Source organism: Devosia sp. Leaf420 (genome assembly GCF_001425445.1).
Lineage (GTDB): Bacteria > Pseudomonadota > Alphaproteobacteria > Rhizobiales > Devosiaceae > Devosia.
In genome coordinates this window covers 1-23,103 of sequence record NZ_LMQU01000013.1, presented here as the reverse complement: position 1 = coordinate 23,103, position 23,103 = coordinate 1, and the positions used below count along the sequence as shown (strand labels likewise).

Annotated in this window: 20 protein-coding genes and 2 tRNA genes; 10 read left to right on the top strand and 12 right to left on the bottom strand. The window is 61.3% G+C overall.

From position 1 onward, the window contains the following. Positions 1–20: 20 nt before the first annotated feature. From ASG47_RS16025 to ureG, 4 genes are read left to right on the top strand one after another with little or no spacing between them, the layout of a single operon-like run. Positions 21–491 (top strand): urease accessory protein UreE, encoded by a 471-nt coding sequence (locus ASG47_RS16025; RefSeq protein ID WP_061910882.1) that lies wholly within the window; start codon positions 21–23, stop codon positions 489–491. A gap of 3 nt (positions 492–494) precedes the next feature. Next, positions 495–1,151, top strand: a complete 657-nt coding sequence (locus tag ASG47_RS16020) for an urease accessory protein UreF (RefSeq protein ID WP_061910879.1) — start codon at positions 495–497, stop codon at positions 1,149–1,151. A 2-nt stretch (positions 1,152–1,153) separates the two neighbouring features. Then, positions 1,154–1,579, top strand: coding sequence for a DUF3995 domain-containing protein (locus ASG47_RS16015; RefSeq protein WP_061910877.1), 426 nt, complete (start codon positions 1,154–1,156; stop codon positions 1,577–1,579). A gap of 15 nt (positions 1,580–1,594) precedes the next feature. After that, on the top strand, positions 1,595–2,227 hold the full coding sequence (gene ureG / locus ASG47_RS16010; protein WP_061910875.1) for an urease accessory protein UreG: 633 nt from the start codon (positions 1,595–1,597) through the stop codon (positions 2,225–2,227). A gap of 71 nt (positions 2,228–2,298) precedes the next feature. On the opposite strand, the gene glgX is transcribed toward ureG, so the two are convergent. From glgX to ASG47_RS15970, 8 genes are all read right to left on the bottom strand, one after another. Continuing rightward, on the bottom strand, positions 2,299–4,299 hold the full coding sequence (gene glgX / locus ASG47_RS16005; protein ID WP_061910873.1) for a glycogen debranching protein GlgX: 2,001 nt from the start codon (positions 4,297–4,299) through the stop codon (positions 2,299–2,301). Between the two features lie 10 nt (positions 4,300–4,309). After that, on the bottom strand, positions 4,310–5,941 hold the full coding sequence (locus tag ASG47_RS16000; protein ID WP_061910871.1) for an alpha-D-glucose phosphate-specific phosphoglucomutase: 1,632 nt from the start codon (positions 5,939–5,941) through the stop codon (positions 4,310–4,312). Further along, positions 5,922–7,382, bottom strand: coding sequence for a glycogen synthase GlgA (gene glgA, locus ASG47_RS15995; protein ID WP_061911588.1), 1,461 nt, complete (start codon positions 7,380–7,382; stop codon positions 5,922–5,924). The genes ASG47_RS16000 and glgA overlap by 20 nt, the downstream gene beginning before the upstream one ends. After that, positions 7,382–8,653 (bottom strand): glucose-1-phosphate adenylyltransferase, encoded by a 1,272-nt coding sequence (glgC, locus tag ASG47_RS15990; protein ID WP_061910869.1) that lies wholly within the window; start codon positions 8,651–8,653, stop codon positions 7,382–7,384. The genes glgA and glgC overlap by 1 nt, the downstream gene beginning before the upstream one ends. A 56-nt stretch (positions 8,654–8,709) precedes the next feature. Then, entirely contained in the window at positions 8,710–10,908 is a 2,199-nt protein-coding gene (gene glgB / locus ASG47_RS15985) for a 1,4-alpha-glucan branching protein GlgB (RefSeq protein ID WP_061910867.1), read from the bottom strand. 86 nt (positions 10,909–10,994) lie between these two features. Further along, positions 10,995–13,466, bottom strand: a complete 2,472-nt coding sequence (locus ASG47_RS15980; protein ID WP_061910865.1) for a glycogen/starch/alpha-glucan phosphorylase — start codon at positions 13,464–13,466, stop codon at positions 10,995–10,997. Positions 13,467–13,561: 95 nt separating this feature from the next. After that, positions 13,562–15,415, bottom strand: a complete 1,854-nt coding sequence (locus ASG47_RS15975) for a monovalent cation:proton antiporter-2 (CPA2) family protein (RefSeq protein WP_061910863.1) — start codon at positions 15,413–15,415, stop codon at positions 13,562–13,564. Between the two features lie 99 nt (positions 15,416–15,514). Further along, positions 15,515–16,762, bottom strand: coding sequence for an AI-2E family transporter (locus tag ASG47_RS15970; RefSeq protein WP_082461333.1), 1,248 nt, complete (start codon positions 16,760–16,762; stop codon positions 15,515–15,517). A gap of 129 nt (positions 16,763–16,891) precedes the next feature. Here ASG47_RS15970 and ASG47_RS15965 point away from each other — a divergent pair, with 129 nt between their 5' ends. Then, positions 16,892–17,833 (top strand): nucleoside hydrolase, encoded by a 942-nt coding sequence (locus ASG47_RS15965; RefSeq protein ID WP_061910861.1) that lies wholly within the window; start codon positions 16,892–16,894, stop codon positions 17,831–17,833. A gap of 37 nt (positions 17,834–17,870) precedes the next feature. On the opposite strand, the gene ASG47_RS15960 is transcribed toward ASG47_RS15965, so the two are convergent. Further along, a complete protein-coding gene (locus ASG47_RS15960) occupies positions 17,871–19,457 on the bottom strand; it encodes an ABC-F family ATP-binding cassette domain-containing protein (protein ID WP_061910859.1) in 1,587 nt (528 codons plus the stop codon). Between the two features lie 181 nt (positions 19,458–19,638). Here ASG47_RS15960 and ASG47_RS15955 point away from each other — a divergent pair, with 181 nt between their 5' ends. Further along, the gene (locus ASG47_RS15955; protein WP_061910857.1) at positions 19,639–20,250 is read left to right on the top strand and encodes a LysE family translocator; all 612 of its coding nucleotides are present in this window, start codon (positions 19,639–19,641) and stop codon (positions 20,248–20,250) included. A gap of 34 nt (positions 20,251–20,284) precedes the next feature. Further along, positions 20,285–20,491: a hypothetical protein gene (locus ASG47_RS15950; RefSeq protein WP_061910855.1), complete on the top strand. Its 207-nt coding sequence runs from the start codon at positions 20,285–20,287 to the stop codon at positions 20,489–20,491. Here ASG47_RS15950 and ASG47_RS15945 read toward each other — a convergent pair. Next, positions 20,488–21,024: a DUF2087 domain-containing protein gene (locus ASG47_RS15945; protein WP_061910853.1), complete on the bottom strand. Its 537-nt coding sequence runs from the start codon at positions 21,022–21,024 to the stop codon at positions 20,488–20,490. The two genes, ASG47_RS15950 and ASG47_RS15945, sit on opposite strands and share 4 nt — an antisense overlap. A 240-nt stretch (positions 21,025–21,264) precedes the next feature. On the opposite strand from ASG47_RS15945, the gene ASG47_RS15940 reads away from it, so the two are divergent. Continuing rightward, positions 21,265–21,341 (top strand) — tRNA-Ile (locus ASG47_RS15940). Between the two features lie 126 nt (positions 21,342–21,467). Then, positions 21,468–21,543, top strand: a tRNA-Ile gene (locus ASG47_RS15935). 10 nt (positions 21,544–21,553) lie between these two features. On the opposite strand, the gene ASG47_RS15930 is transcribed toward ASG47_RS15935, so the two are convergent. Both ASG47_RS15930 and ASG47_RS15925 read right to left on the bottom strand, forming a co-directional pair. Continuing rightward, entirely contained in the window at positions 21,554–21,793 is a 240-nt protein-coding gene (locus ASG47_RS15930; protein WP_061910851.1) for a hypothetical protein, read from the bottom strand. 9 nt (positions 21,794–21,802) lie between these two features. Next, on the bottom strand, positions 21,803–22,504 hold the full coding sequence (locus ASG47_RS15925) for a hypothetical protein (protein WP_061910849.1): 702 nt from the start codon (positions 22,502–22,504) through the stop codon (positions 21,803–21,805). Between the two features lie 228 nt (positions 22,505–22,732). Here ASG47_RS15925 and ASG47_RS15920 point away from each other — a divergent pair, with 228 nt between their 5' ends. Then, entirely contained in the window at positions 22,733–23,044 is a 312-nt protein-coding gene (locus tag ASG47_RS15920) for a LexA family protein (protein ID WP_061910847.1), read from the top strand. The last annotated feature ends 59 nt before the right edge of the window (positions 23,045–23,103 follow it).

Here is a 23,103-nt window from a genome sequence, read left to right as displayed (position 1 = left end):
TTTCCAAGGATAAGCCGTCCATGCACCGTGCCGTCGCCCATCTTCCTGCCAATCACGGCCGCGGCGCCCCCATCGACACGATCACTCTGGCGCATGACGAGCGCCGGGTGCGCCGCAAGCTGCTGACGGGCAAGAACGGCACGGAAGTCATGGTCGACTTCCCAAATTCCGTGACGCTTGACCATCAAGGCGGCCTTGAACTCGGAGACGGCCGCATCATCGAAGTGCTGGCTGCGAAAGAAATCCTCTACGCCGTGACCGCCAAGGACGCGGCTCATCTGCTGCGCCTCGCTTGGCATATCGGCAATCGCCACACCCCCGCCCAGCTCGACGCCGACCGCATCCTCATCAAGCGCGACCATGTCCTCAAAGGCATGCTTGAAGGCCTCGGCGCGAAGGTGACCGACGTCACCGAACCGTTCTTTGCCGAACATGGCGCCTATCACAGTCACAACCATGCCGAACCCGGCCATGCCCTGCTCGCGCGGTAGACCGTGAGCGCCGATCTTCAGAAACTTCTAACCTGGCTCTCGCCGGCCTTCCCGGTCGGGGCCTTTGCCTGGTCTGCTGGCCTCGAAACCGCGATCGTCTCCCGCGCGGTGCACGATCGCCTGACGGCACAGGATTGGATCAGCGGCGCACTCCTTCACGGTGCCCTCCGCACCGACGCCATCCTCATGGCGCACGCCCACCGCGCTCCGCGCGACCCCAGAACCCTGCGCGATCTCGCCGATCTCTGCCTCGCCCTAACCCCAGCCCGCGAACGCCACGCCGAAACCACGATGACCGGCAATGCCTTCGTTACCGCTGCTGCGGCATGGCCCGTCGACCCGCCGTTCGACCTCCCGAAACCCTGCCCCTATCCCATCGCGGTTGGCGCCCTTGCCGGCGTGCATGCCATTGCTTTGCGCGACACACTCGTCGGCTATCTCACCGCGACCGTGCACGGCCAGGTCTCGGTCGCCGTGCGCCTCGTGCCCATTGGCCAGACAGATGGCCTTGCCATTATGGCTGCGCTTGAGCCACAGATCGCCCAACTCGCCGATCTGTGCCAGCATGCCACACTGGACGAAATCGGTAGCGTCGCCTATGGCGCCGATATCGCCCAGATGCAGCACGAAACGCTGCCCACAAGGATTTTCCGCTCGTGAACATGTTCATCGCGTCCCTCCTGTTCATTGCGCTCTTCACCGTGTCGCTCGCCCATTTCGTCTGGTCGATCGGGCGCACCTGGCCGATCCGCAACGAAAAGCTCCTCGCGCAAACCGTCGTCGGCTTCCGCGATATCGAGCGCATGCCCCCGCGCCTCGCCTCGCTCTCCATCGCCCTCGCCACGGCCGCCGCCGCGATCTACGCCCTGGCGCTGGCCGACCACGATTCCGGTGGCACCCTGCTCAATCTCGGCGGCTTGGCTATCGCGGTGGTTTTCCTTGGCCGCGGCATTCTCGGCTACACCGCCAAGTGGGCCGAGCTCACGCCAGAACCCAATTTCCGGCTCAACGACCGCCGCGTCTATTCCCCGCTTTGCCTCGCCATCGGCCTCGGCTTTCTCGCCCTTGTCGTCCTGCGCTTCCTTTGAACCCCGGAGCATTTCATGACCAAAAGCCTTAACGGTCCCCTTCGCATCGGCATCGGCGGGCCAGTCGGCTCGGGCAAGACGACCCTCTGCGAAATGCTGCTAAAGGCCATGCGCACCCGCTATTCCATGGCCGTCGTCACCAATGACATCTACACGCGCGAGGACGCGCTGATCCTCGCCCGCGTCCAGGCCATTTCCGAAGACCGTATCGTCGGCGTCGAAACCGGCGGCTGCCCCCACACCGCCATCCGCGAAGATGCCTCGCTCAACCTTGCGGCGATCGACGATCTCAACCGCAAATTCCCCGATCTCGACATCATTCTTATCGAAAGCGGCGGCGACAATCTCGCCGCGACCTTCTCGCCCGATCTCGCTGACCTCACGATTTATGTGATCTCGGTCGCCCAGGGCGAAAAAATCCCGCGCAAGGGCGGCCCGGCCATCTCTCGCTCGGATCTTCTGGTCATCACCCACACCGACCTCGCGCCCCATGTCGGCGCCAGCCTCGACGTGATGGAAAGCGACACCCAAAAAGTCCGCGAAGGCCGTCCCTACGTCTTCACCGACCTCCTCCGCCGCGAAAGCCTCGACCAGATCATCGGCTTCATCGAAAAACACGGCGGCTTCCAGGCCATGGCCGCCGAATAGCCGCCACCCTACCCCCAGATCGTCACCCCGGCGAAAGCCGGGGCCTATCCTAAGCTTTCGTAACTCGGTCGTTACGGCCGAACCAGCGCCACGACCGACCGGGGCCCAACTTTCGCGACGCTCTCGGACACCGAAACCTCAAATCCCGGATCCGACTGGATGCCCAGCGCCCAATCGCCCTCCGGCAGCCTGGCTTCCACAGGATCGATTCGCCGGTTGAACCACACCAGCACCTCGTCACCCTCATAGCGCAGGTGCATGCCGAGCACCGAGGCGCCGGCATCGTTCCAGTCGCCCTCGGTCATCTCGCGCCCGTCCGGGTGCAGCCAGACGACATCGCGCCCGCCGTCCTTGTCCTGGCCCGTGAAGAACGCGTCCGCGCTCAACGCTGGATGCGCCTTGCGAAAGGCATTCACAGCCGCGACGAAATCCACCAGTGCCCCATCGGCATTGTCCCAATCGAGCCACGTGATCTCATTGTCCTGCGCATAGGCATTATTGTTGCCTTGCTGCGTGCGATAAAGCTCGTCGCCCTGCTGGATCAGCGGTGTTCCGCGCGAAAAGAACAGCGTCGCGAGCAGTGCCCGGACGTCCCGGCGCCGCACGGCATTGATGCCCTCGTCCTCCGTCTCGCCCTCGACGCCGCAATTCCACGAATGGTTGTTGCCGTGCCCATCGCGATTGTTCTCGCCATTGGCCTCATTGTGCTTGTCGTTGTAGCTGACGAGATCGCGCAGCGTGAAACCGTCATGCACCGCCAGCATATTGACGCTGTCGCTCGGGCTCCTGCCCGGCGTATTGAAAACCTCTGCCGATCCAGAAAGCTTCCCCGCCAGCGCCCCTATTGTATAGGGCTCGCCCTTCCAGAACGAACGCACCTCATCGCGAAACGTGTCGTTGTGTTCCTGGAATTCGGGCCCAAATTTTCCTAAGCCATAGCCGCCCGGCCCGGGGTCCCACGGCTCAGCGACAAGAATGCACTGGCTCAACACCGGATCGGTCTTGATCAGCCGCAGCATTTCGGCGTCCGGATTGAAGCCGGGCTCGCGGCCCAAAATTGTCGCGAGATCGAAGCGGAAGCCTGAAACGCCAAGCTCTTCGACCCAATAGCGGAGGCTCTCGATGACGAGCCGCTGCACCGCCGGATGATCGCACCGCAGCGTATTGCCAGTGCCGGTATCGTTGACCAGCACCTTCTTCCCATCGACCTCAACGAAGCGATAATAGGTCTGCGCGTCGAGCCCCATCATGCTCAGCATCGGCCCTTCGGCATCGCTTTCGCCGGTGTGGTTATAGACGACGTCGAGGATCACCGAGATGCCGTTCTCCCGGTAGAGATCGGTCATCACGCGCAATTCTTGCGGCCCGCGCGGCGCGAGGCGCGGGTCTATGGCGAAATAAGCCACGGGGTTATAACCCCAGGCATTGGTAAGCCCCAGAGCCGGCAGATGCCCTTCGTCGATCCACGCGGCCACTGGCATCAACTGCAAGGTGTCGACACCGAGATACTTGAAATGATCGATTACACGTTGCGTCGTCAGCGCCGCGATCGTGCCGCGCAGCGGCCCCTGCACGCTCGGATGGCGCATGGAGAAGCCGCGAACATTGAGCTCATAAAAAAGGCCCGGCGGCTCCCCACGTGGCAGTGCATTTTCATTGCCTTCCCCGACGACGATCGCCTTGGGGATCAGCGGCGCCGTATCCACCGCCTCTTCTCGTCGAAGCCGCAAACGCGGCGAGCGCACAAAGACCCGGTCGAGCCGCCGTGCATAGGGATCGACCAGCAGCTTTTGCGGATCGAAGAAGAACCCCTGCTCCTCGTCATACCTTCCATCGGCGCGCAGCCCATAGCGGGCACCAGCGCCAAGGCCGGCAATCAGGCCAGCCCGAATATTGTCCTCGTGTACGTCGAGTTCGACCCGCGCGATTTCCTGGTCCTGCTCATCAAAGAGCGAAACCCAGATGGCACTGGCAGTTTCGGAGTAAACGGCGAAATTGACGCCGTTCTCCGTGATGGTGGCGCCGAGCTTTGCAATGCTCCCGGCGCCCGGAACGAGTGTTGGTTCGCTCAACAAACTGGTCTCAGGTGATCACGCTCGGCTCGTTCCGGCCGGTGCGCTTTTGGATGCCGGCAAGCTTTTCAATGATCGAGATCAGCGGCGCCAGCGCCTCCTGCGTGTCCAGGTTGTGCTGGCCATCGGCTGGTTCATATCGCTCGAGATAGACACGCAATGTCGCCCCGACCGTACCGGTGCCCGAGAGGCGCAGCACGATGCGCGAGCCATCCTTGAAGCCAATGCGAATGCCCTGCTTGGCGCTCGTCGAACCATCCACCGGATCATGATAGGTGAAGTCGTCGGCATAGGCGATTTCAAGCCCGTCGATCACCTGGCCGGGCAGGCTCGATAGCCGCCCGCGCAGATCATCGACCAGCGCATTGGCGATGGCGCTATCGACCTCTTCATAGTCGTGGCGCGTGTAATAGTTGCGCCCATAGGTCGCCCAATGCTCGCGCACGATCTCGTCGACACCCTGCTTGCGCACAGCGAGAATGTTGAGCCAGAGCAGCACGGCCCAAAGACCGTCCTTCTCGCGCACATGGTCAGAGCCGGTGCCGGCGCTTTCCTCGCCACAGATCGTCACGCGACCAGCATCGAGGAGGTTACCGAAGAACTTCCAGCCCGTCGGCGTCTCGTGCATTTCGATGCCGAGCTTTTCGGCGACACGATCGGCCGCCGCACTCGTCGGCATCGATCGCGCAATGCCTGCGATCCCGCCCTTGTAGCCCGGCGCCAGATGCGCATTCGCGGCCAGGAGGGCCAGCGAATCCGATGGCGTCACAAAGCGGTTCTTGCCGATGATCAAGTTGCGATCGCCGTCCCCATCCGAGGCCGCGCCGAAATCCGGCCCCTCAGGGGTCATCAGCAGGTCATACATATCCTTGCAATAGACAAGGTTCGGATCGGGGTGTCCGTCGTTGAACGATGGCGACGGCACGCCATTGATCACTGTCCCGGCAGGCGCCCCGAGAATGCCCTCGATAATCGCCTTGGCATAAGGTCCGGTCACGGCATTCATGGCGTCGAACGTCATGGTGAAACCAGACTTGAACAGCGCCCGGATCGCGTCGAAATCGAACAGCGTCTCCATCAGCGCGGCATAGTCCGTGACCGGATCGATCACCTCCACGACCATGTCGCCAATCTGCTGCGTGCCGATCTTCCCGAGATCGATATCGGGCGTATCGAGCGTCTTGTAACTGTCGATCACCTTGGTGCGGTCGAACACCGCATCGGTGATCTTTTCGGGCGCCGGTCCACCATTGCCGATATTGTACTTGATGCCGAAATCGCCTTCCGGCCCGCCCGGATTGTGGCTGGCCGAGAGCACCAGCCCGCCAAAGGCCTTGTAGTGCCGGATGACATGGCTGGCTGCCGGCGTCGAAAGCAGACCGCCCTGCCCGACCAGCACCTTGCCGAACCCGTTGGCCGCCGCAATGCGGATGGCCTTCTGGATGGCGACATCGTTGTAATAGCGCCCGTCGCCGCCGATCACCAAGGTCTGGCCGGCAAAGCCTTCGAGGCTGTCGAAAATCGCCTGGATATAGTTCTCGACATAGTTGGGCTGCTGATAGACCGTGACGCGCTTGCGCAGGCCCGAGGTCCCCGGCTTCTGGTCGGCATAGGGCGTGGTCTTAATCGTCTGCAGTGTCATCGCGTTTCAGTCCAATCAGCGAAGCATAGAGTTCGGCATAGCGGGCGGCGCTGGTTTCCCAGCTCACATCCGATTTCATGCCGCGTCTCTGCATTTTCTTCCAGGTTTTATCATCCGCAAAGAGCGCCAGCGTGCGCCTTATGGCATTGGCGAGGGCGTCTTCGCTCGGTGGCGCAAATTGTACGCCCGTCGCGACTTCTGCCTGCAATGCGGCAACATTGGCGTCGATCACGGTATCATTGAGCCCGCCGACGCGGCTGACGAGCGGAATACATCCATAGCGCAGTGCATAAAGCTGGGTCAGCCCGCATGGCTCGAACCGCGACGGCACGACCATCACATCCGCCCCGCCCTGCACCAGATGGCTCAATTGCTCATTATAGCCGGTAACGAGACCCACCCGCCCAGGATGGCGCATCGCCGCCCCGCGCACGGCATTCTCGAGCTCGGCCTCGCCCGAACCCAGCACCGCCAACTGCCCGCCACCCTCGACCAGAAGGTCGATGGTGTTGACGAGGAGGTCGATGCCCTTCTGCCAGGTCAGGCGGCTGACAACCGCGAAGAGTGGCCCGGTCGATGGCTCAAGCCCAAACGCCTCCTGGATCGCTGCCTTATTGGCATTGCGGCCCATCAGCGAATTGGCGGTATAGGTCGATTTGAGGCTCATATCCGTCGCCGGATTCCAGGCCTCCATATCGATGCCGTTGAGCACGCCGAAGACGGTTTCCGAGCGATTGTTCAGGAGCCCATCGAGCCCCATGCCAAACGCTGGCGTGCGGATTTCAGCGGCATAAGTCGGCGATACGGTAGTCACCACATCGGCGCATTCGACGCCGGCCTTGAGGTAACCGACCCCACCATAATATTCGACACCTTCCACCGAAAACGCATGCTGCGGCAGGCGCAATTGCGGGAAAATATCGTAGCCATAGGTGCCCTGAAACGCCATATTGTGGACCGTCATCACGGTCTTGAGCGTCGAGGACGGACCATATTTTACATAGGCCGGCACAAGCCCCGCCTGCCAATCATGCGCATGAATGACCTGCGGCTTATAGCCTTCGACAAGCCCGAGGCCCAGTTCCGAAGCGACCCAGGAGAGCGCAGCAAAGCGCTTCCAATTGTCCGGCCAGTCCCACCCTTCCGGACCCACATATGGATTGCCCGGCCGGTCATAGAGCACCGGCGCATCGAGCACGATCAGGTCCATGCCATCGACGCGCCCGGCCAGCAGCCGTCCCGTGACCCCGAACAGGTCATCGAAATGATGGACCTCGCGCGCCGCGCCGAGCTTTGCCGTCACCGCCGGATAGCCCGGCAGCAATGTCCGCATCGAAACGCCGTTTTGCGCCAGAGCCGCCGGCAAAGCGCCGACGACGTCAGCAAGACCACCGGTCTTGATGAGCGGATAGACCTCGGAAGCGACCGAAAGGACTTCGATCATCGATCGGCCAGATAGCGGTTGACCATGGCCTGGGTGATCAAGGTCACGCCCTCTTCCGTCCGCCGGAACCACTTGGCATCGAATTCCGGATCTTCGCCCACGACGAGACCCGCCGGGATATTGACGCCGCGGTCAATGACGACCTTTCTCAGCCTCGCATTCTGCCCGATATCGCAATAGGGCAGCACCACGGCCTCATCGAGCGCTGAATAGGAATGCACGCGCGAACCCGTCGACATCAGTGTGCGCTGCAGATGGCCACCCGAAATGATGCAATCGCCCGAAACCAGCGAATTGACCGCCGAGCCGCGACGTCCGTCGAAGTCGTGCACGAACTTGGCCGGCGGCGTAATCTCGGCATAGGTCCAGATTGGCCAGTCGCGATCATAGAGATCGAGCTGCGGATTGATGTCGGTGAGATCGATATTGGCTTTCCAATAGGCATCGACCGTGCCGACGTCGCGCCAATAGGAAACCGTCTCGTTGCTCGAGCGCACGCAGGAGCGCGGGAATCGGTGTGCCCAGGCCGTGCCGTTCTTGACGATATAGGGGATGATGTCCTTGCCGAAATCGCGGCTAGACCCTTCGGTCGCCGCGTCGCGACGGAGCTGTTCCATGAGGAAACGCGTCTCGAACACATAGATGCCCATTGATGCCAAAGCCATATCCGGCTTGTCCGGAATACCCGGCGGATCTTTGGGCTTTTCGACGAAATCGACGACGCGGTCGCGCCCGTCGACATGCATCACGCCAAAGCCCGTCGCTTCCATGCGCGGCACTTCGAGACAGCCGATGGTCACGTCGGCGCCCGTATCGACGTGCTGCCGCAGCATGATTTCGTAGTCCATCTTGTAGATGTGGTCGCCGGCCAGGAGCACGATATAGCGCGGACCGTAATCCTCGATGATGTCCATGTTCTGATACACGGCGTCGGCCGTGCCGGCGTACCACATGTCTTCCTTGACGCGCTGGCTCGCGGGCAGCACGTCGAAGCTTTCGTTGCGCTCGGTGCGCAGGAAGTTCCAGCCGCGCTGCAGGTGGCGAATGAGGCTGTGCGCCTGATATTGCGTCGCCACAGAAATGCGTCGAATGCCCGAATTGATGGCATTGGAGAGCGCGAAGTCGATGATACGCGACTTGCCGCCAAAATAGACGGCGGGCTTGGCGCGCCGGTCGGTCAGTTCCATCAGACGCGTGCCGCGTCCGCCAGCCAGAACATAGGCCATAGCCTCACGCGCCAATGGCGACGGTGCCCGATAATCAGCCATTCACTTCCTCCACTAGTGCCCGCCGCTCCCGCGGGACGTATTCACTCGATAACGTGTTATTCAGGCTCGTATTTCAGGAAAACTGTCGCCAGCGGCGGCAGGAAAACTTCCATCTCTGCAGGCAGATGTCGGCCCTCGACGGGATACGCGGTCACGGCGCCTTGGTTGCCGGTATTGCCCCCGGCATACCAACCCGCATCGGTATTGATCCGTTCAACCCAGCGCCCGGTCAGCGGCACCGGCACTTTATAGCCGCTGCGTGGAACAGGCGTCATATTGGAGATGACGACGACCGGGTCGGCGCCTTCGGCCTTTCTCAGCCAGGCAAAAACCGTATTGGTCTGATCGTTGCCGATCAGCCATTCGAAGCCATCCGGCTCGCAATCGCGCTCATGCAAGGCCGGCAGGCTGCGATAGGCCGCATTGAGATCGGCCACGAGGCGGCGCATCCCTTCGTGCGGCGCTGAATCGAGCAGCCACCAGTCAAGGCTGCGGCTCTCGGTCCATTCTTCGCGCTGCGCAAACTCCTGGCCCATGAACAAAAGCTTCTTGCCCGGGTGCCCCCACATGAAGGCGAGATAGGCCCGCAGATTGGCAAATTGCTGCCAATCGTCTCCCGGCATCTTGGTCAGGAGCGCACCCTTGCCATGCACCACCTCATCATGGCTGAGCGGCAGGACGAAGTTTTCGCTGAAGGCGTAGACTAACCCGAAGGTCATGTCGCTGTGGTGATAGCGGCGATGGATCGCGTTGCGGCTCATGAACCGCAGCGTATCGTTCATGAAGCCCATGTTCCACTTGAACCCGAACCCCAACCCGCCCGCATAGGTCGGCGCACTGACGCCCGGCCACGAAGTCGATTCCTCGGCAATCATGAAAGCGCCGGGGAATTGCCGGTAAACTTCGGCATTGACGCGCTGCAAGAACGCCACCGCATCGAGGTTCTCGTTGCCGCCATGCTGGTTTGGCACCCACTGCCCCGCCTGCCGCGAGTAATCGAGATAAAGCATGGACGCCACCGCATCGACGCGCATGCCGTCGATATGGAACGTCTCGAACCAATAGAGCGCGCTATTGGTCAGGAAGGCGGAAACCTCCTTGCGCCCAAAATTGTAGATCGCGGTGTTCCAGTCAGGATGATAGCCCTGCCGCGGATCGGCATGCTCATAAAGCGCGGTGCCGTCAAAATGCGCCAGGCCGAATTCGTCGGTCGGGAAATGCGCCGGCACCCAATCGAGAATGACCCCGAGCCCCGCCTCATGCGCCGCGTTCACCAGCCGCGCAAATCCGGCCGGATCGCCAAAGCGCGCCGTGGGCGCAAACATGCCCGTCGGCTGATAGCCCCAGCTCGGATCATAGGGGTGCTCGCTGACCGGCATGAATTCGAGATGGGTGTAACCCATATCAGCGGCGTAGGGCACAAGCTGCTCGGCAAGCTGGTCATAGCTCATGAACGAGCCATCCGGCCGCCGCCGCCACGAACCCAGATGCACTTCATAGATCGACATGGGCGAGCGGCGCCAATCGCGCTTGGCCCGTTCTTCCATGTAGCGATCGTCTGTCCAGGTGAACGGCGTCGGATCAGGAACCACCGACGCATTGCGCGGCCGCAGTTCAGCCTGCCGCGCCATCGGATCGGCCTTCAACGGCAAGACCTGCCCGTCGGCGCCGACGATTTCATATTTATAGATCGTCCCCGTGCCCAAAACCGGGATGAATACTTCCCAGATCCCATCGCGATTGCGCATCGGGTGGCGGCGCCCATCCCACTGGTTGAACGGTCCGACGACGGAAACGCGTCTCGCATTAGGCGCCCACACCGCAAAATGCGTCCCGTGGATGCCCTCGAATTCCATCTCGTGCGCGCCGAGCTTGTCGAAGAGCCTGAGGTGGCTGCCTTCCTTGATGTAATAATCATCCATCGGCCCGAGCACGGGACCGAAGGAAAACGGATCGAACACCGTCCAAACGCCGCCGGCGTTCTTGGCCTCGAACCGGATCGGCTGGCGCGCGTCGATGCTCACCTTGCCTTCGAAAAAACCACCGCCATGCCGGGGATAGAGATTGCCAAGCGGCTTGTCGTCGAGCGTGAAGGCCTCGACTGACTCCGCATGCGGAATAAAGGCGCGCAGCACCCAGTCCCCGCCTATCTCGTGCAGTCCGAGAACGCCGAAGGCATTGCCGTGGCGACCCGCCACGATGTCTTCGATATCCCTGCCCTCAGCCTGCCAAGCTTCTTTTGCCACGCCTTGCATCCCCCCATGACCAGCCAAATTCATTCAGGTGGTCGTCATTCGGTAAGGCCGCAGAGCGAAATTCGATCCGCGGCCTGACTTATTTTTCAAGCCGTCTGCACATCCCAGATGTCATGGGCATATTGCCTGATGGTCCGGTCGGACGAGAAGAAGCCCACATTGGCGGTGTTTCGGATGGCCATGGCATCCCAACGCGATCGGTCGAGCCAGGTTTTCTCGACCTTGGCCTGAGCATCCCAATAGGCGTCGAAATCGCGGGCCACCATGAACCAGTCATGGTCGCGCAGCCCACCGATCAGATCGCGATAGCGGTTCGGATCGTCCGGCGAGTAGACACCCGACGATATGGCGTCAAGCGCCTCGCGCAGCCGGTGCGTGCTCTGGAGCACCTCAGCCGGTGCCTCGCCCTTGGCCCGCTTTTCATCCACCTGTTCGGTCGTAAGTCCGAAGATGAAGATGTTGTCGTCGCCGACTTCCTTGTGCATTTCGACATTGGCGCCGTCCATCGTGCCGATGGTCAAGGCGCCATTGGCCATGAACTTCATGTTGCCGGTGCCCGATGCTTCCATGCCCGCCGTCGAAATCTGCTCGGACAGATCGGCGGCCGGCACGATCAGCTCGGCAAGGCTGACATTGTAATTGGGCAGGAACACCACCTTGAGCAGCCCGCGCACCGCCGGATCATTGTTGATCACGCGTGCCACGTCATTGATAAGCTTGATGATCAGCTTGGCATTCCAGTAGCTCGGTGCGGCCTTGCCTGCGAAAATCTTGACTCGAGGCACCCAGTTCCGCTCCGGATGCGCCCGGATTTCATCATAGAGCGCCACGGCGTGAATGATGTTGAGCAATTGCCGTTTGTATTCGTGGATGCGCTTGATTTGCACGTCGAACAGCGCGTCGGGCGAAACCTTGACGTTGACACGATCCTTGATGAGCTTGACCAGCCGCTCTTTGTTCGCGTGCTTGACGGCCGCAAACTGCTTCTGGAAACCGGGATCCTGCGCATGGGCGTCGAGCTGATGCAGCTTCTCGATATCGTCGAGGAATTCAGGGCCGATGCGCTCGGTGATCAGCTTGGTCAGCCCGGGATTGCACTGCATCAACCAGCGCCGCGGCGTGATGCCGTTCGTCTTGTTGTTGATGCGCTCGGGATAGAGCTTGTGCAGATCGGCAAACACCGTCTGTTTCATGAGTTCGGTATGAAGCGCAGAAACGCCATTGATCGAATGCGAGCCGACGAAGGCCAACTGCCCCATGCGGACGCGACGCCCGCCATGCTCGTCGATGAGCGACACTGCCGCAACCTGCTGGTCGCTGAATGACGCCTTGGCCCGCGCTTCGGTCAGAACCGCAGCGTTGATCTGGTAGACGATCTGCATGTGCCGGGGCAGCAGTCGCTCGAGCAGCGCCACCGGCCAGCTTTCGAGCGCCTCTGGAAGGAGCGTATGGTTGGTGTAACCAAACGTGCCCTTGGTCAGCTTCCACGCCTCTTCCCATTTAAGGCCATTCTCATCGACGAGAATGCGCATGAGTTCGGCCACAGAAATCGCGGGGTGAGTATCATTGAGCTGGATCGCGACCTTATCCGGCAGCGAGCCGAGATCGCCATATTGCTGAAGATGCCGGCGAACGATGTCCTGGAGCGAGGCGCAGGAGAAGAAGAACTCCTGCCGCAGCCGCAATTCCTGCCCAGCCGGCGTTGAATCGGCGGGGTAGAGAACCCGGGTAATCGCTTCTGCGCGCGAGCTTTCTTCAAGCGCGCCGATGTGGTCGCCCGAGTTGAACTTGTCGAGCAGGATCGGATCGATCGGCTGCGCGCTCCAGAGTCGCAGCGTGTTGACGCGCGAACCGCGCCAGCCAACGATCGGCGTATCATAGGCCACCGCAAGCAGATGCTCATTCGGTCGCCATTCCTGGCGCACGGTGCCGTCGGCATCGGTCACCGGCTCGACATGACCGCCAAAGCCGACTTCATAGGCGCTTTCGCGGCGCTCGAATTCCCAAGGATTGCCGTGAGCGAGCCAGTCTTCAGGCAATTCGACCTGCCAGCCCTCGCTCATTTCCTGCCGGAACAGCCCGTGCACATAGCGAATGCCATAGCCGTAAGCCGGGATTTTCAGCGACGACATGGACTCAAGGAAACACGCCGCAAGACGGCCGAGGCCACCATTGCCCAGCGCTGCGTCGGGCTCGAGATTGATCAGGTCGCCAAGATCGACATTGAGGTTCTTGAGCGCCTGAGCCACCGGCTCCATCAGGCCCACATTGCTCATCGCATCGCGCATGAGCCGGCCGATCAGGAATTCAAGGCTGAGATAATAGACGCGCTTGTGCGAAGTCCGCCATGTCTCGCGAGAACTCTCCATCCAGCGGTCCATGATCCGGTCGCGAACAGCGAGGATCGCGGCGCGCAGCCAGTCATGCGGGCGAGCGACAATCGGGTCCTTACCGACTGAATAGATCAGCCTTTCAAGGATCTCGGCTTGAATCGCTTCAACGGTAGTGGCGCGGGGCTCTGGCGTCGGAGCATCGTAGACGATCGGCTTTTGCGGCATATCGCAATCCAGTGTTCATGACGATGTTCCCCTCTAGAAGCATCACTCTTGCACTTAATTTGTGCATCGGAAAGCCCCCTCGAAGGGCAGGGAAATTAGTTACCTGTACGAGGCGTCGATTGTGCGACTGCCTCCTCAGCGTTTTGTTCTGAAACGGTAATTCCGCTTTCGCGGGCCTGATCCTCGGCATTGCTGAGGAGAAGCCGTCCAAGGTTGCGCCAGTCCTCGCCGTTGAACTGCAGTTCAAACCGGCGACGGTCGCGCTCACGCACGCCCTCGATCACTTCGTGCGCTTCTTCCTCGCTGGCGCCGAGCATTTCCGCCGCTTCACCGCCGAATGCGACGGCCGATTCGAAGGTCTCGCGGATCTGATACTCGACCCCTGCCCTCAGAAGTTCGATGCCGTGCTGACGATCATAAGCGCGCGCCATTACCCGCGCCAATGGGAACTGATCCCGTACCAATTCGGCGATCCGGTTGGTCTGTGCCTTGTCGTCGGTGCAAAGAAGGATCAGATCGGCCGTCCCGGCGCCCGCAGCGCGCAACACGTCGAGACGCGTGCCATCACCATAATAGACCTTGAACCCGATTGAAGCTGCAGCACGGATCATTTCCGTGTCGTTGTCGATGATCGAGACCGAGTGGTGCATCGCCAAGAGAGGCTGGCTGGCGATTTGGCCAAAGCGGCCGAAACCGATGATCAGCACGCGGCTCGACAGCCCATTGGCCCTTTCGATGCCGTCGAAAGAAACGACCTTCTTGGGCATGAACTGGCGCATCAGGATCAGCGCAAACGGCGTCACCACCATTGAAATGATGACGGTCGCGGTAAAAATCGCATTGCTTGGCGCGTCGATGATTCCGGCCGAAACAGCGGTTGTGTAGAGCACGAAGGCGAATTCGCCGCCCTGCCCCATCAGCACCGCGCGCTCCAGCGCCTCGCCATGGTCCGACTTCAACACCCGCGCGATGACATAGATCGCGATCGCCTTGATCGCCATGAACAGCACGACACAGGTCGCGATGATCTGCCAATTGTCCGACACCGTCGCGAGATCGAGCGACATGCCGACCGCCAGAAAGAACAACCCCAAGAGAAGCCCGCGGAACGGCTCCACATCCGCTTCAAGCTGATGCCGAAAGGCCGAGGTCGAGAGCAGCACACCGGCTAGGAATGCGCCCATGGCCATGGAAAGGCCGCTGACCTGAAACAGCAGCGCCGCGCCCAAAACCACCAGCAGCGCCGCCGCCGTCATCACTTCGCGCACCTTGACCGAGGCCAAAACCGCAAAGAAGGGGTTCATCACGCGGCGCCCAAGCCAGATCAGCAAAAGGATCGCGCCGATCGCGCCAGCGACTCCGATCAATCGCGTCACCGTCGACTGGTCCTCGCCCGTCGGCGCCAAGAGCGCCACGATGGCGAGCAGCGGCACGATCGCGAGATCTTCGAGGAGAAGAATGGAGACCATCTTCTGTCCACCCTCGCTCGCAAGTTCGCCCCGCTCGCCCAAGATCTGCATGACGATGGCCGTCGATGTCAGCACGAAGCCCATGCCGAAAATGAAGGCGACAACGGGCGAAAACCCAAGGACGACGCCCACCCCGGTCAGCAACAATCCGCAACTCACGACTTGAATCACGCCCAGCCCAAAGATCTGCTTGCGCAGCGCCCAGAGTTTGCTGGGCTCCATTTCGAGCCCGATAATGAAGAGGAACATCACGACGCCAAGCTCGGCCAATTGCAGCACCGAGGCCGGATCGCGGATCAAACCGATGCCCGATGGCCCAAGCAAAAGCCCAGCCGCCAGGTAGCCCAATACGGACCCAAGACCGATCCGGCGAAAGATCGGCACGGCAATGACACCGGCCGCCAGCAAGGCAACGATGGGGAAAAGGTCGATCCCGTGGTGTGCCGCCTCGGCGGCCTGCGCCACTGCTTCACCTGCCATGATTCTAGTCCCCCAAAGGCACGTTTAGGGGAGACACTTGTGCCGCAGGCCCTGCGCCGTCAAGGCGGCTGCACGCAGACGAGCCACGCGCGGACGAAACTAGCTCGATGCTTCAACGCCAGTCGGCGCTGTGCCGTCCGGCGGCTCCAGCCGTTCCTGCTTGCGCTTTTCGTTGCCGTCTTCGGCCTCTTCCTTCTGCTCGTGGATCGCCTGCGCAGCATTGGCCAGCACCACCTCGCGTTCGCTCATATAGCGCGTGCGCCGCACCGGCCGCTTGGGCTTGACCGGCTTGCTCGGCAGCGCATGCGTCAGGATGGACGTCGCAATCAACAGGGTCGGAACGGCGACAAGCCCACCTACCGGTCCCCAGGCCCAAAGCCAGAAGGTGATCGAGAGAAAGATAATGAAGGGATTGAGCGTCATCGTGCGGCCGATGAAGTGCGGCGTCACGATCTGCCCCTCGATGAAGTTGATGCCCATATAGCAAAGCGCCGGCATCAGGATGTGCTGCAACTCGGTTTGCGTGCCGAGACCGACCGCGAGAAGGATCAGGATCATCGTGCCCTGTCCCACATAGGGGATATAGTTCAGCACCGCGGCAAGCGCGCCCCAGAGGATGGGCGATGGCATTCCGATCAGCCACATCACGGTCGTCACAGCAATGCCGACGCAGGCATTGATGAACGTTATGGAGAGGAGGAACCGGCTGACCTTGGCCTCGACGTCCCGAAACACATGGGCCGTGCGCCACCGCATCCGCCGCGTCACGCAAAGCGCCAGCACCGAGATGCGGATATGGTCGCGTGTCGCAACGAAGAAATAGAGGCTGGCGAGAAAAATCAGGATTTGCGCCAAAAGCGCCGGCGCGAGCATGGCAACGCTGGCCATGGCGCTCCCATCCTCGACATTGACGCTCATCGCCGCGCCACCGCCAAAGATCTCGGTGATCTGCGTCTGCAGCCCTGAAAGGCTCTCCATCGGCTCCTTGAGATTAGCCAACTGGCCCTGCAGCTTGTCCCAGATGAGCGGTGCCCGCGCCACCCATTCGCTCAATGGCAAGGCAAATAGCACGATCCCCGACGCAATGATTGCGAGCAGCAACAGCACGACGACCGCGGCCGACAGCGCCGGCGGAATGCCGATGGCTTCCAGTCGATCCGCAACCGGCCCAAACATCAGACCCATGACGATCGCGAGCGTGACCGGCGCGAGAAAAACCTGCCCGGCCTGCAGCACGAATAGGAGCACGACGACGCCAATCGCCACCACCGCGAGTCGCGCGGCATTATTGAGCACGCGCTCGAATTGGCTTTCGTCCATGTCTTCGCCTGCAGGCCCTGTGCGCATGATCTCTTTCTGGGTGCTGGAAATTATGCACCTACAACGTCACGCTCCCCCCGTTGTTCCAGATAGTCGACCATTGCCGCTCCGCCAGCTAATGTCCCCTTGTTTTCGCTTCGCTTTCAGGGACAGACCATGCCGCGCAAGATCATCATCGACACCGATCCAGGTCAGGACGACGCCGTCGCCATTCTCCTCGCGCTGGCCTCCCCGGAGGATTTCGAAGTCGTCGGCGTTGTTGCCGTCGCGGGCAATGTCGGGCTCCACCACAACGCCACCAATGCCCGCAAGATCGTCGAACTTGCGGGCCGTCCGGATGTCCCCGTCTATGCCGGCTGCTCCCGCCCGATGCGCCGCACCCTCGTCACCGCTGAGCACGTTCACGGCGACACCGGTCTCAACGGCCCCGACCTTCCAGCCCCCAAGATAGAGCTCCAGCCCCAGCACGGCGTCGATTACATCATCGATGCACTGATGAGCGCCAAGCCCAAATCGATCACCCTTTGCACACTCGGGCCCCTGACCAATATCGCCATGGCCCTCGTCAAGGAGCCGCGCATCGCCGAGCGCATCGCCGAACTCGTCATGATGGGCGGCGCCTATTTCGAAGTCGGCAACATCACCCCGGCGGCCGAATTCAACATCTATGTCGATCCCGACGCCGCCGATATCGTCTTCCGCAGCGGCATCAAGCTCACCGTCTTGCCGCTCGACGTAACCCACCAGATGCAGTCGACCCCCGCCCGCCTCAACGCCATCAAGGCCATCGGCAACAAGTCAGGCCAGGCGGTCTACGACATGCTGACCTTCTCCGAAGGCTTCGATCTCAAGAAATACGGCTGGGAAGGCGCGCCCCTCCACGACCCCACCGTCATCGCCTACCTCATCGACCCCACCATCTTCGAAGGCCGCGAGTGCAACGTGACCATCGAAACGACAAGCGAACTCACGATCGGGATGACCGTCACCGACTATTGGCACGTCACCGACAAACCCAAAAACGCCAGCTACATCCGCTCCGGCAACGCCGATCGCTTCTACGATCTGCTGACCGAACGGCTGGCACGGCTGCCATAGCCAATCCCGGTCCGTCCCTCCCCCTGCCAGGGGGAGGTTAGGTGGGGGTCAGCCGCACCTCCCGCGTCATCCCGATATTCTCCAAAAATACCGCATCGTGGCTGATGACCAGCAGCGCGCCATCATAGGCCCGCAGCCCTGCTTCGATCTTCTCGATTGCCTCGACATCCAGATGGTTTGTCGGTTCATCGAGTACCAGCAGCATCGGCGGCGTCTTGCCGCCGAGCGCGGCCGCGAGCCCGGCCCGCAGCATCTCGCCACCGCTCAGCGTGCCCGCCAGCTGCAGCGCCGCATCGGCCCGGAACCCGAACGCCGCCAGCACCGACCGGCAATCATTCTCCGAACTCTCGGGATTGAGCCTTCGAAAATTCTCGACAATGCTCTCCTGCCGATCCAGCAGCCCCACCTGCTGGTCGAGCAGCGCCAGTGGCCCGCCAAGCTCCACCGACCCGGTAAAAGGCGTCAATTCCCCGGTCAGCATTTTGATCAGCGTCGTCTTGCCCGAACCATTTGGCCCAACTACAGCCACCCGCTCCGGCCCGATGATCTCAAGATCCACACTGCGGATCACCGGCGCCTCAGGCTCGTAGCCTCCGCTCACCCCCTTGGCCCGCAACACCACCTTGCCCTGCGGCAGATTGCTTGGCGCCAGCTTCACCGAGAACGGCGTCAAAACCTCGATCTTCGCGCGCGCCGCCGCGGCCTGCTCCTGCGCTGCGCCAGCCATTTTCTCAGCCAGCGTATCGAGCCCACCTGCCGTTTCTTCCGCGCGGCGCTTCAGGCCACCCATCATGATTTTCGGCATATCGCCCTTGGCCGCCTTTCGGCGCCCGCCGGCATCGCGCTGGGCCTGCTTCTCCCGCGCCTCCTGCGCTTTGCGCGCCACATCGCGCACCTGCCGCTCGGCCACATCGCGATCCCGCTCCGCCACCTGGAGCTCCAGCGCCTTGCGTTCACGATAGTGGCTCCACCCGCCGCCATAAGTCTTGGCGCCAAGGCTTGTCAGCTCAACAATCGCATCAACTTCCTCGAGCAAACCACGATCGTGACTCACGATCAGGGCCGCACCGCGCCAGCCCTTCAGCAAGCCTGCGACAGCCTGTCGCCCCTCGACATCGAGATTGTTGGTCGGCTCATCGAGAAGAATCAGATCGGGCTCAACAAAAACCAAGGCCGCCAGCGCAGCCCGCGTCCGCTGACCACCCGACAGCGTAGAGAGCGGCGTTTCCGCCGTCACCGGCAGACCCAACTGCGCCAGCGCCGCATCGAGCCGCGCCTCGAGCGTCCAATCTACCTCGGCCAGTTCATCTATATCCGCATCACCGCTGACCGCCTTGGCGAGCAAAGCCAGCGCCGCACGCACCCCGAAGAGATCGGCGATGGTCTCGCCTTCCCGCGGCTGCACCTGCTGGCGCAACACGCCCAGGCGCCCGGTACCGCCGATCGTGCCGGCGCTGGGCGTCAGTTCGCCCGCGATCAACCGCAGCAGCGTGGTTTTGCCCACGCCATTGCGCCCCACAAGGCCTGTGCGGCCTTGGCCAAACGTCAGATCGAGATCGGAAAAGAGTTTGTGGCCGTCAGGGCCGGTATAAGAAAGGTTCGCAATCGTTACGGAAACGGGCATGGACAAGAGTTTCTCCAAGAGCAAGGCAGGTCGGCATTGCAGTGGAGAAGCGTTCCATTCGGCACCATCCGGTCGAGTTACGATCCCTTTACGATAGCGCGGCCAGCGCGGGCGTCAACCGCCCCACTGGTCAAGCCCCGGGCGCGGGAGTAGTGTCCGGCATCATTTGCCGGACTGCCCCATGGACCTCTTCACCCTCGCCGCCTTCACCCTTGCCTATGCCATTGCCGTGCTCGTGCCCGGCCCCGGCGTTGCGGCCGTCGTTGCACGCGCCCTCGGCGGGGGCTTCAAGGGCGCCTTCCCCATGGTTCTGGGGATTTTGGCTGGCGATCTCGTCTATTTCGTCTTCGCCGTTTTCGGCCTCGCGGCCATCGCCACCTGGTTTGGCCCGGTCTTCGTCATCATCCGCTGTGCCGGCGCCGCCTATCTTCTTTACATCGCGTACAAATTCTGGACTGCCAAACCCGGCGCCGAGCAGATGAAGCCGAAGAGCGAAGCCCCGCTCAAGACCTTCCTTGCTGGTTTCTCGCTCACCATGGGCAATCCCAAGACCATCGTCTTTTATCTCGCCATCCTGCCAACGGTGATCCCGCTCGATCAGATGAACCCCATCGCCTTCATCGAGCTCACCGCCATCGTCGTCGTGGTTCTGCTGATGATCGGCTGCGGCTATGCTTGGCTCGCCTCAGCCGCCCGTGACATGTTCCGCAGCGAAAAGGCTCTTGGCCGTCTCAACAAGACCGCCGGCGCCATGATGGCCGCCGCCGCCGGCCTCGTCGTCATGCAGCATTAAGGGCCGGCTAACCATTTCTTGCCATGCTTTCTCCATGGCCAGTATCAGCACCATCTCCCAGATGTCGCGCTATGAGCAGATGAAGTACTACCGCGAGAAGCGCACCGCCGCTCTCGCGCAGGTCCAATCCATGAGCAGCCAGGCCACCGGATTGATGACAGTAAAGCTCAGCGAATCTCAGGGCATGGGCAATCTTGCCGCCAAGATCGCCTACCAGCGTGGCGTCAAGAAAACCGCCTAGACAGCTCCCTGCGTTCTCATCACCCTGCGCAACAGCGGCGACAATTCCGCCGGCGGCTTCTGCTCGATCCGGCGATAAATCCGCCCGTCCTTGCTGCGCACGGCATACCCCAGCGAGACAAGCGCCCGCCGCAACAGCGCATGATCGCCAAAACTCGCCCAGCGATTGAGCAGCGCCGTCATCTCCGCGTCCGGATAGGTCCGCCCCGCCTCCATCCGGCTCCACAGGGCCCAAAGGCAAAGCGGTTGCAGACTGTTCTTGGCCGGCCAGCGCATCAACACCCCAGCCCCGTCGAAATGCCGAGCCACCCGTTCGATCAAATCATGATCGACCGGCTCAGGCCTAGGCACCTCGCTCCGCCGCTCCTCCTGCGCCCGAAAATGCTGATAGTTTCGATACCCTGCCGACTTGCTCAAAAGATTGACCATCTCGACATGGCTCGGCGGTGCCTCGCGCTTACCAAGACTTTCGCGCAGGGCGCGGGCAAAAGAAGACAGATCCGAAATAGTGAGTGCGTGAATTTCGCGCGACATGACACATCCTTGCTGAACATGCCTCAACCGCATGGGGGCGGCTCGATGGTCACCGGCTTTCGACGAGGCACAAGGTGTCGTCGAATTCTATTTGAACGCAGGTTTAGCTTCCCTCTTGGGGACGGCGACGCCTCGGTGAACTGCAGACCGTTCCGCAAATTAGCGCGCTCGGGAAAAGGACACAAGCCTGTCCTCTTCCCCCTTTGACAGCGGCCCCGACCCTGCTAAGAGGCACGCAACGCGCCTATAGCTCAATTGGTTAGAGCCGACCGCTCATAACGGTCTGGTTGGGGGTTCAAGTCCCTCTGGGCGCACCATGATTTCTGGGATTTCCAAGCTTCACGGTGCCACTTTCGAGGACTTCGGGGACCAGTACGGGGACCGGTAGGCTCAATTTATGGGGTCTTGCGACATCCCCCCGGATATCGCACAAGGCCTCCGGCGGGCGTGTAGCTCAATGGTTAGAGCCGAGTGCTCATAACACTCTGGTTGGGGGTTCAAGTCCCTCCGCGCCCACCACTTCCCTCAACTATCCTAGGTCGATCGCGAAGCGCTCGACTTTATCCGCTCTTTCCCGCAGCGCCAGCGATTGAACGATACAGACGCCGCGCACCCTTGCTTTGAAATCAGAGGTTACCGGTCTGGTGCCTTTCAGGACATTGCTAAGGTGGGCTGGACTGATGCCGGAAGATTCGGCGAACCGCGCCTGCCAGCCCTTATGATCGCCCACGACTGCGCGGGCGATCTCCTCGATGTATTCGGGAGTCATGACCGATCCTCACCTAAAAAGGATCGAGCGATAATTTTCGATCCAGTATTTGGCCGTGGTGCCCTTCTTAAGTGATGGGCTGTCCGGATGCTTCTCAGCATATGCGGCTCTGATGTTCAACGCATACGCGATCTGCTTCGGTGTTCCAGAAAGTTCCGGCAACCCATCGACGACAGGCTGCCCCTTCTCGGCGATCTCGGCAGCGCGTTCTGCGTTGATTTCCTTAAGCGCTTCGGTCTCGACCTGCCGAGCCTCCATTTCGATCCGGCGACGCTCGGCCTCGGCAGCTTCACGCTCGATCCGTGCCGCTTCGTCGATCTTGAACTGCGCAGCTGCCTCGGCAGCCAGTTGAGCGCCCAACGGCCAGATACGAGCACGCTCGGCATTGAACTCGTCCCGGCTCAGTTCCTTCGGCTGTCCGCCAATCGTCGAGACATAAAATGTGTCCGTGTTGCGGCTGGAGATGGCCACGTTATCGATGCGGTAAAGCGCGTCAGCTTCAAGCTGCCAGAGGCAGGTTCCCGAACGCTTAGACCCACTCCGGTTGTCCTTGAAAAAATACAGCGGGGCGGTCCGATTGAAGTCCACAAACTTCGTAACCTTTCCCGGTCCGCCCGTCCCGCCCCCGATGACTTCCCCAACGAAAATGAGACTTTCGGTGATCGTGCAGCGGCCGATCTGGATGGATTCGATGGATGCATTTTCAGTCACACTATGGCCCTTTCAGATGCCTCGCGCCGGCCTCTCCGTCGCTCTTGAATATAAAATGTATTCAATCGATGCGAGGTTCAAGGGCGTTTTGAAAATAATTTGTATTCATAGGATGGAGTTCTCCACAGACTGCAATCGTGACTTTCGTTCTCCATTTGTTCGTGCCTATATCCGAGCCTTGGCAACAGCCCCCGCCAAGGAGTCGGAATGCGCATCTCGAGAATTGTAATGGCACCCGGCGGCATGCCAGTGCCCGTCTCGAGCATGATCGCGCTGCGCGTGCCTCTCGTCGGTCAGGCCGTCCACGCGGGCTTCCCCAGCCCTGCGGACGATTTTATCGAAGATATGATCGATCTGAACCAGGTCTTGATCGCCAACCCGACCGCCACGTTCCTCTGGCGCGTGGTTGGCGATTGCATGATTGATGTCCGCATATTCCCGGGAGACGTCGTCATCGTCGATCGCAGCGTGCAGCCGAAGCACCGCAGCATCGTGCTGGCTGTTGATTTCCGCCGAGAAGTGCCCCGGGTTTTCCATTGAGAAGTGACCCGCCTGTTAGTTTTGTTTCGGGTCGGCTGCTGCGGTCAAGGGTCTAGGTT

Excerpts from the sequence above, each read along its gene's own strand:
- ASG47_RS15980 (WP_061910865.1), bottom strand. The coding sequence starts at position 13,466 with ATGCCGCAAAAGCCGATCGTCTACGATGCTCCGACGCCAGAGCCCCGC.
- ASG47_RS15965 (WP_061910861.1), top strand. The coding sequence starts at position 16,892 with ATGCCGCGCAAGATCATCATCGACACCGATCCAGGTCAGGACGACGCC.
- ureG (WP_061910875.1), top strand. The coding sequence starts at position 1,595 with ATGACCAAAAGCCTTAACGGTCCCCTTCGCATCGGCATCGGCGGGCCA.
- ASG47_RS15930 (WP_061910851.1), bottom strand. The coding sequence starts at position 21,793 with ATGACTCCCGAATACATCGAGGAGATCGCCCGCGCAGTCGTGGGCGAT.
- ASG47_RS16025 (WP_061910882.1), top strand. The coding sequence starts at position 21 with ATGCACCGTGCCGTCGCCCATCTTCCTGCCAATCACGGCCGCGGCGCC.
- ASG47_RS15960 (WP_061910859.1), bottom strand. The coding sequence starts at position 19,457 with ATGCCCGTTTCCGTAACGATTGCGAACCTTTCTTATACCGGCCCTGAC.
- ASG47_RS16015 (WP_061910877.1), top strand. The coding sequence starts at position 1,154 with ATGTTCATCGCGTCCCTCCTGTTCATTGCGCTCTTCACCGTGTCGCTC.
- ASG47_RS15955 (WP_061910857.1), top strand. The coding sequence starts at position 19,639 with ATGGACCTCTTCACCCTCGCCGCCTTCACCCTTGCCTATGCCATTGCC.
- ASG47_RS15945 (WP_061910853.1), bottom strand. The coding sequence starts at position 21,024 with ATGTCGCGCGAAATTCACGCACTCACTATTTCGGATCTGTCTTCTTTT.
- ASG47_RS15970 (WP_082461333.1), bottom strand. The coding sequence starts at position 16,762 with ATGCGCACAGGGCCTGCAGGCGAAGACATGGACGAAAGCCAATTCGAG.
- ASG47_RS15920 (WP_061910847.1), top strand. The coding sequence starts at position 22,733 with ATGGCACCCGGCGGCATGCCAGTGCCCGTCTCGAGCATGATCGCGCTG.
- ASG47_RS15975 (WP_061910863.1), bottom strand. The coding sequence starts at position 15,415 with ATGGCAGGTGAAGCAGTGGCGCAGGCCGCCGAGGCGGCACACCACGGG.
- glgB (WP_061910867.1), bottom strand. The coding sequence starts at position 10,908 with ATGCAAGGCGTGGCAAAAGAAGCTTGGCAGGCTGAGGGCAGGGATATC.
- ASG47_RS16000 (WP_061910871.1), bottom strand. The coding sequence starts at position 5,941 with ATGACACTGCAGACGATTAAGACCACGCCCTATGCCGACCAGAAGCCG.
- glgC (WP_061910869.1), bottom strand. The coding sequence starts at position 8,653 with ATGGCTGATTATCGGGCACCGTCGCCATTGGCGCGTGAGGCTATGGCC.
- ASG47_RS15950 (WP_061910855.1), top strand. The coding sequence starts at position 20,285 with ATGGCCAGTATCAGCACCATCTCCCAGATGTCGCGCTATGAGCAGATG.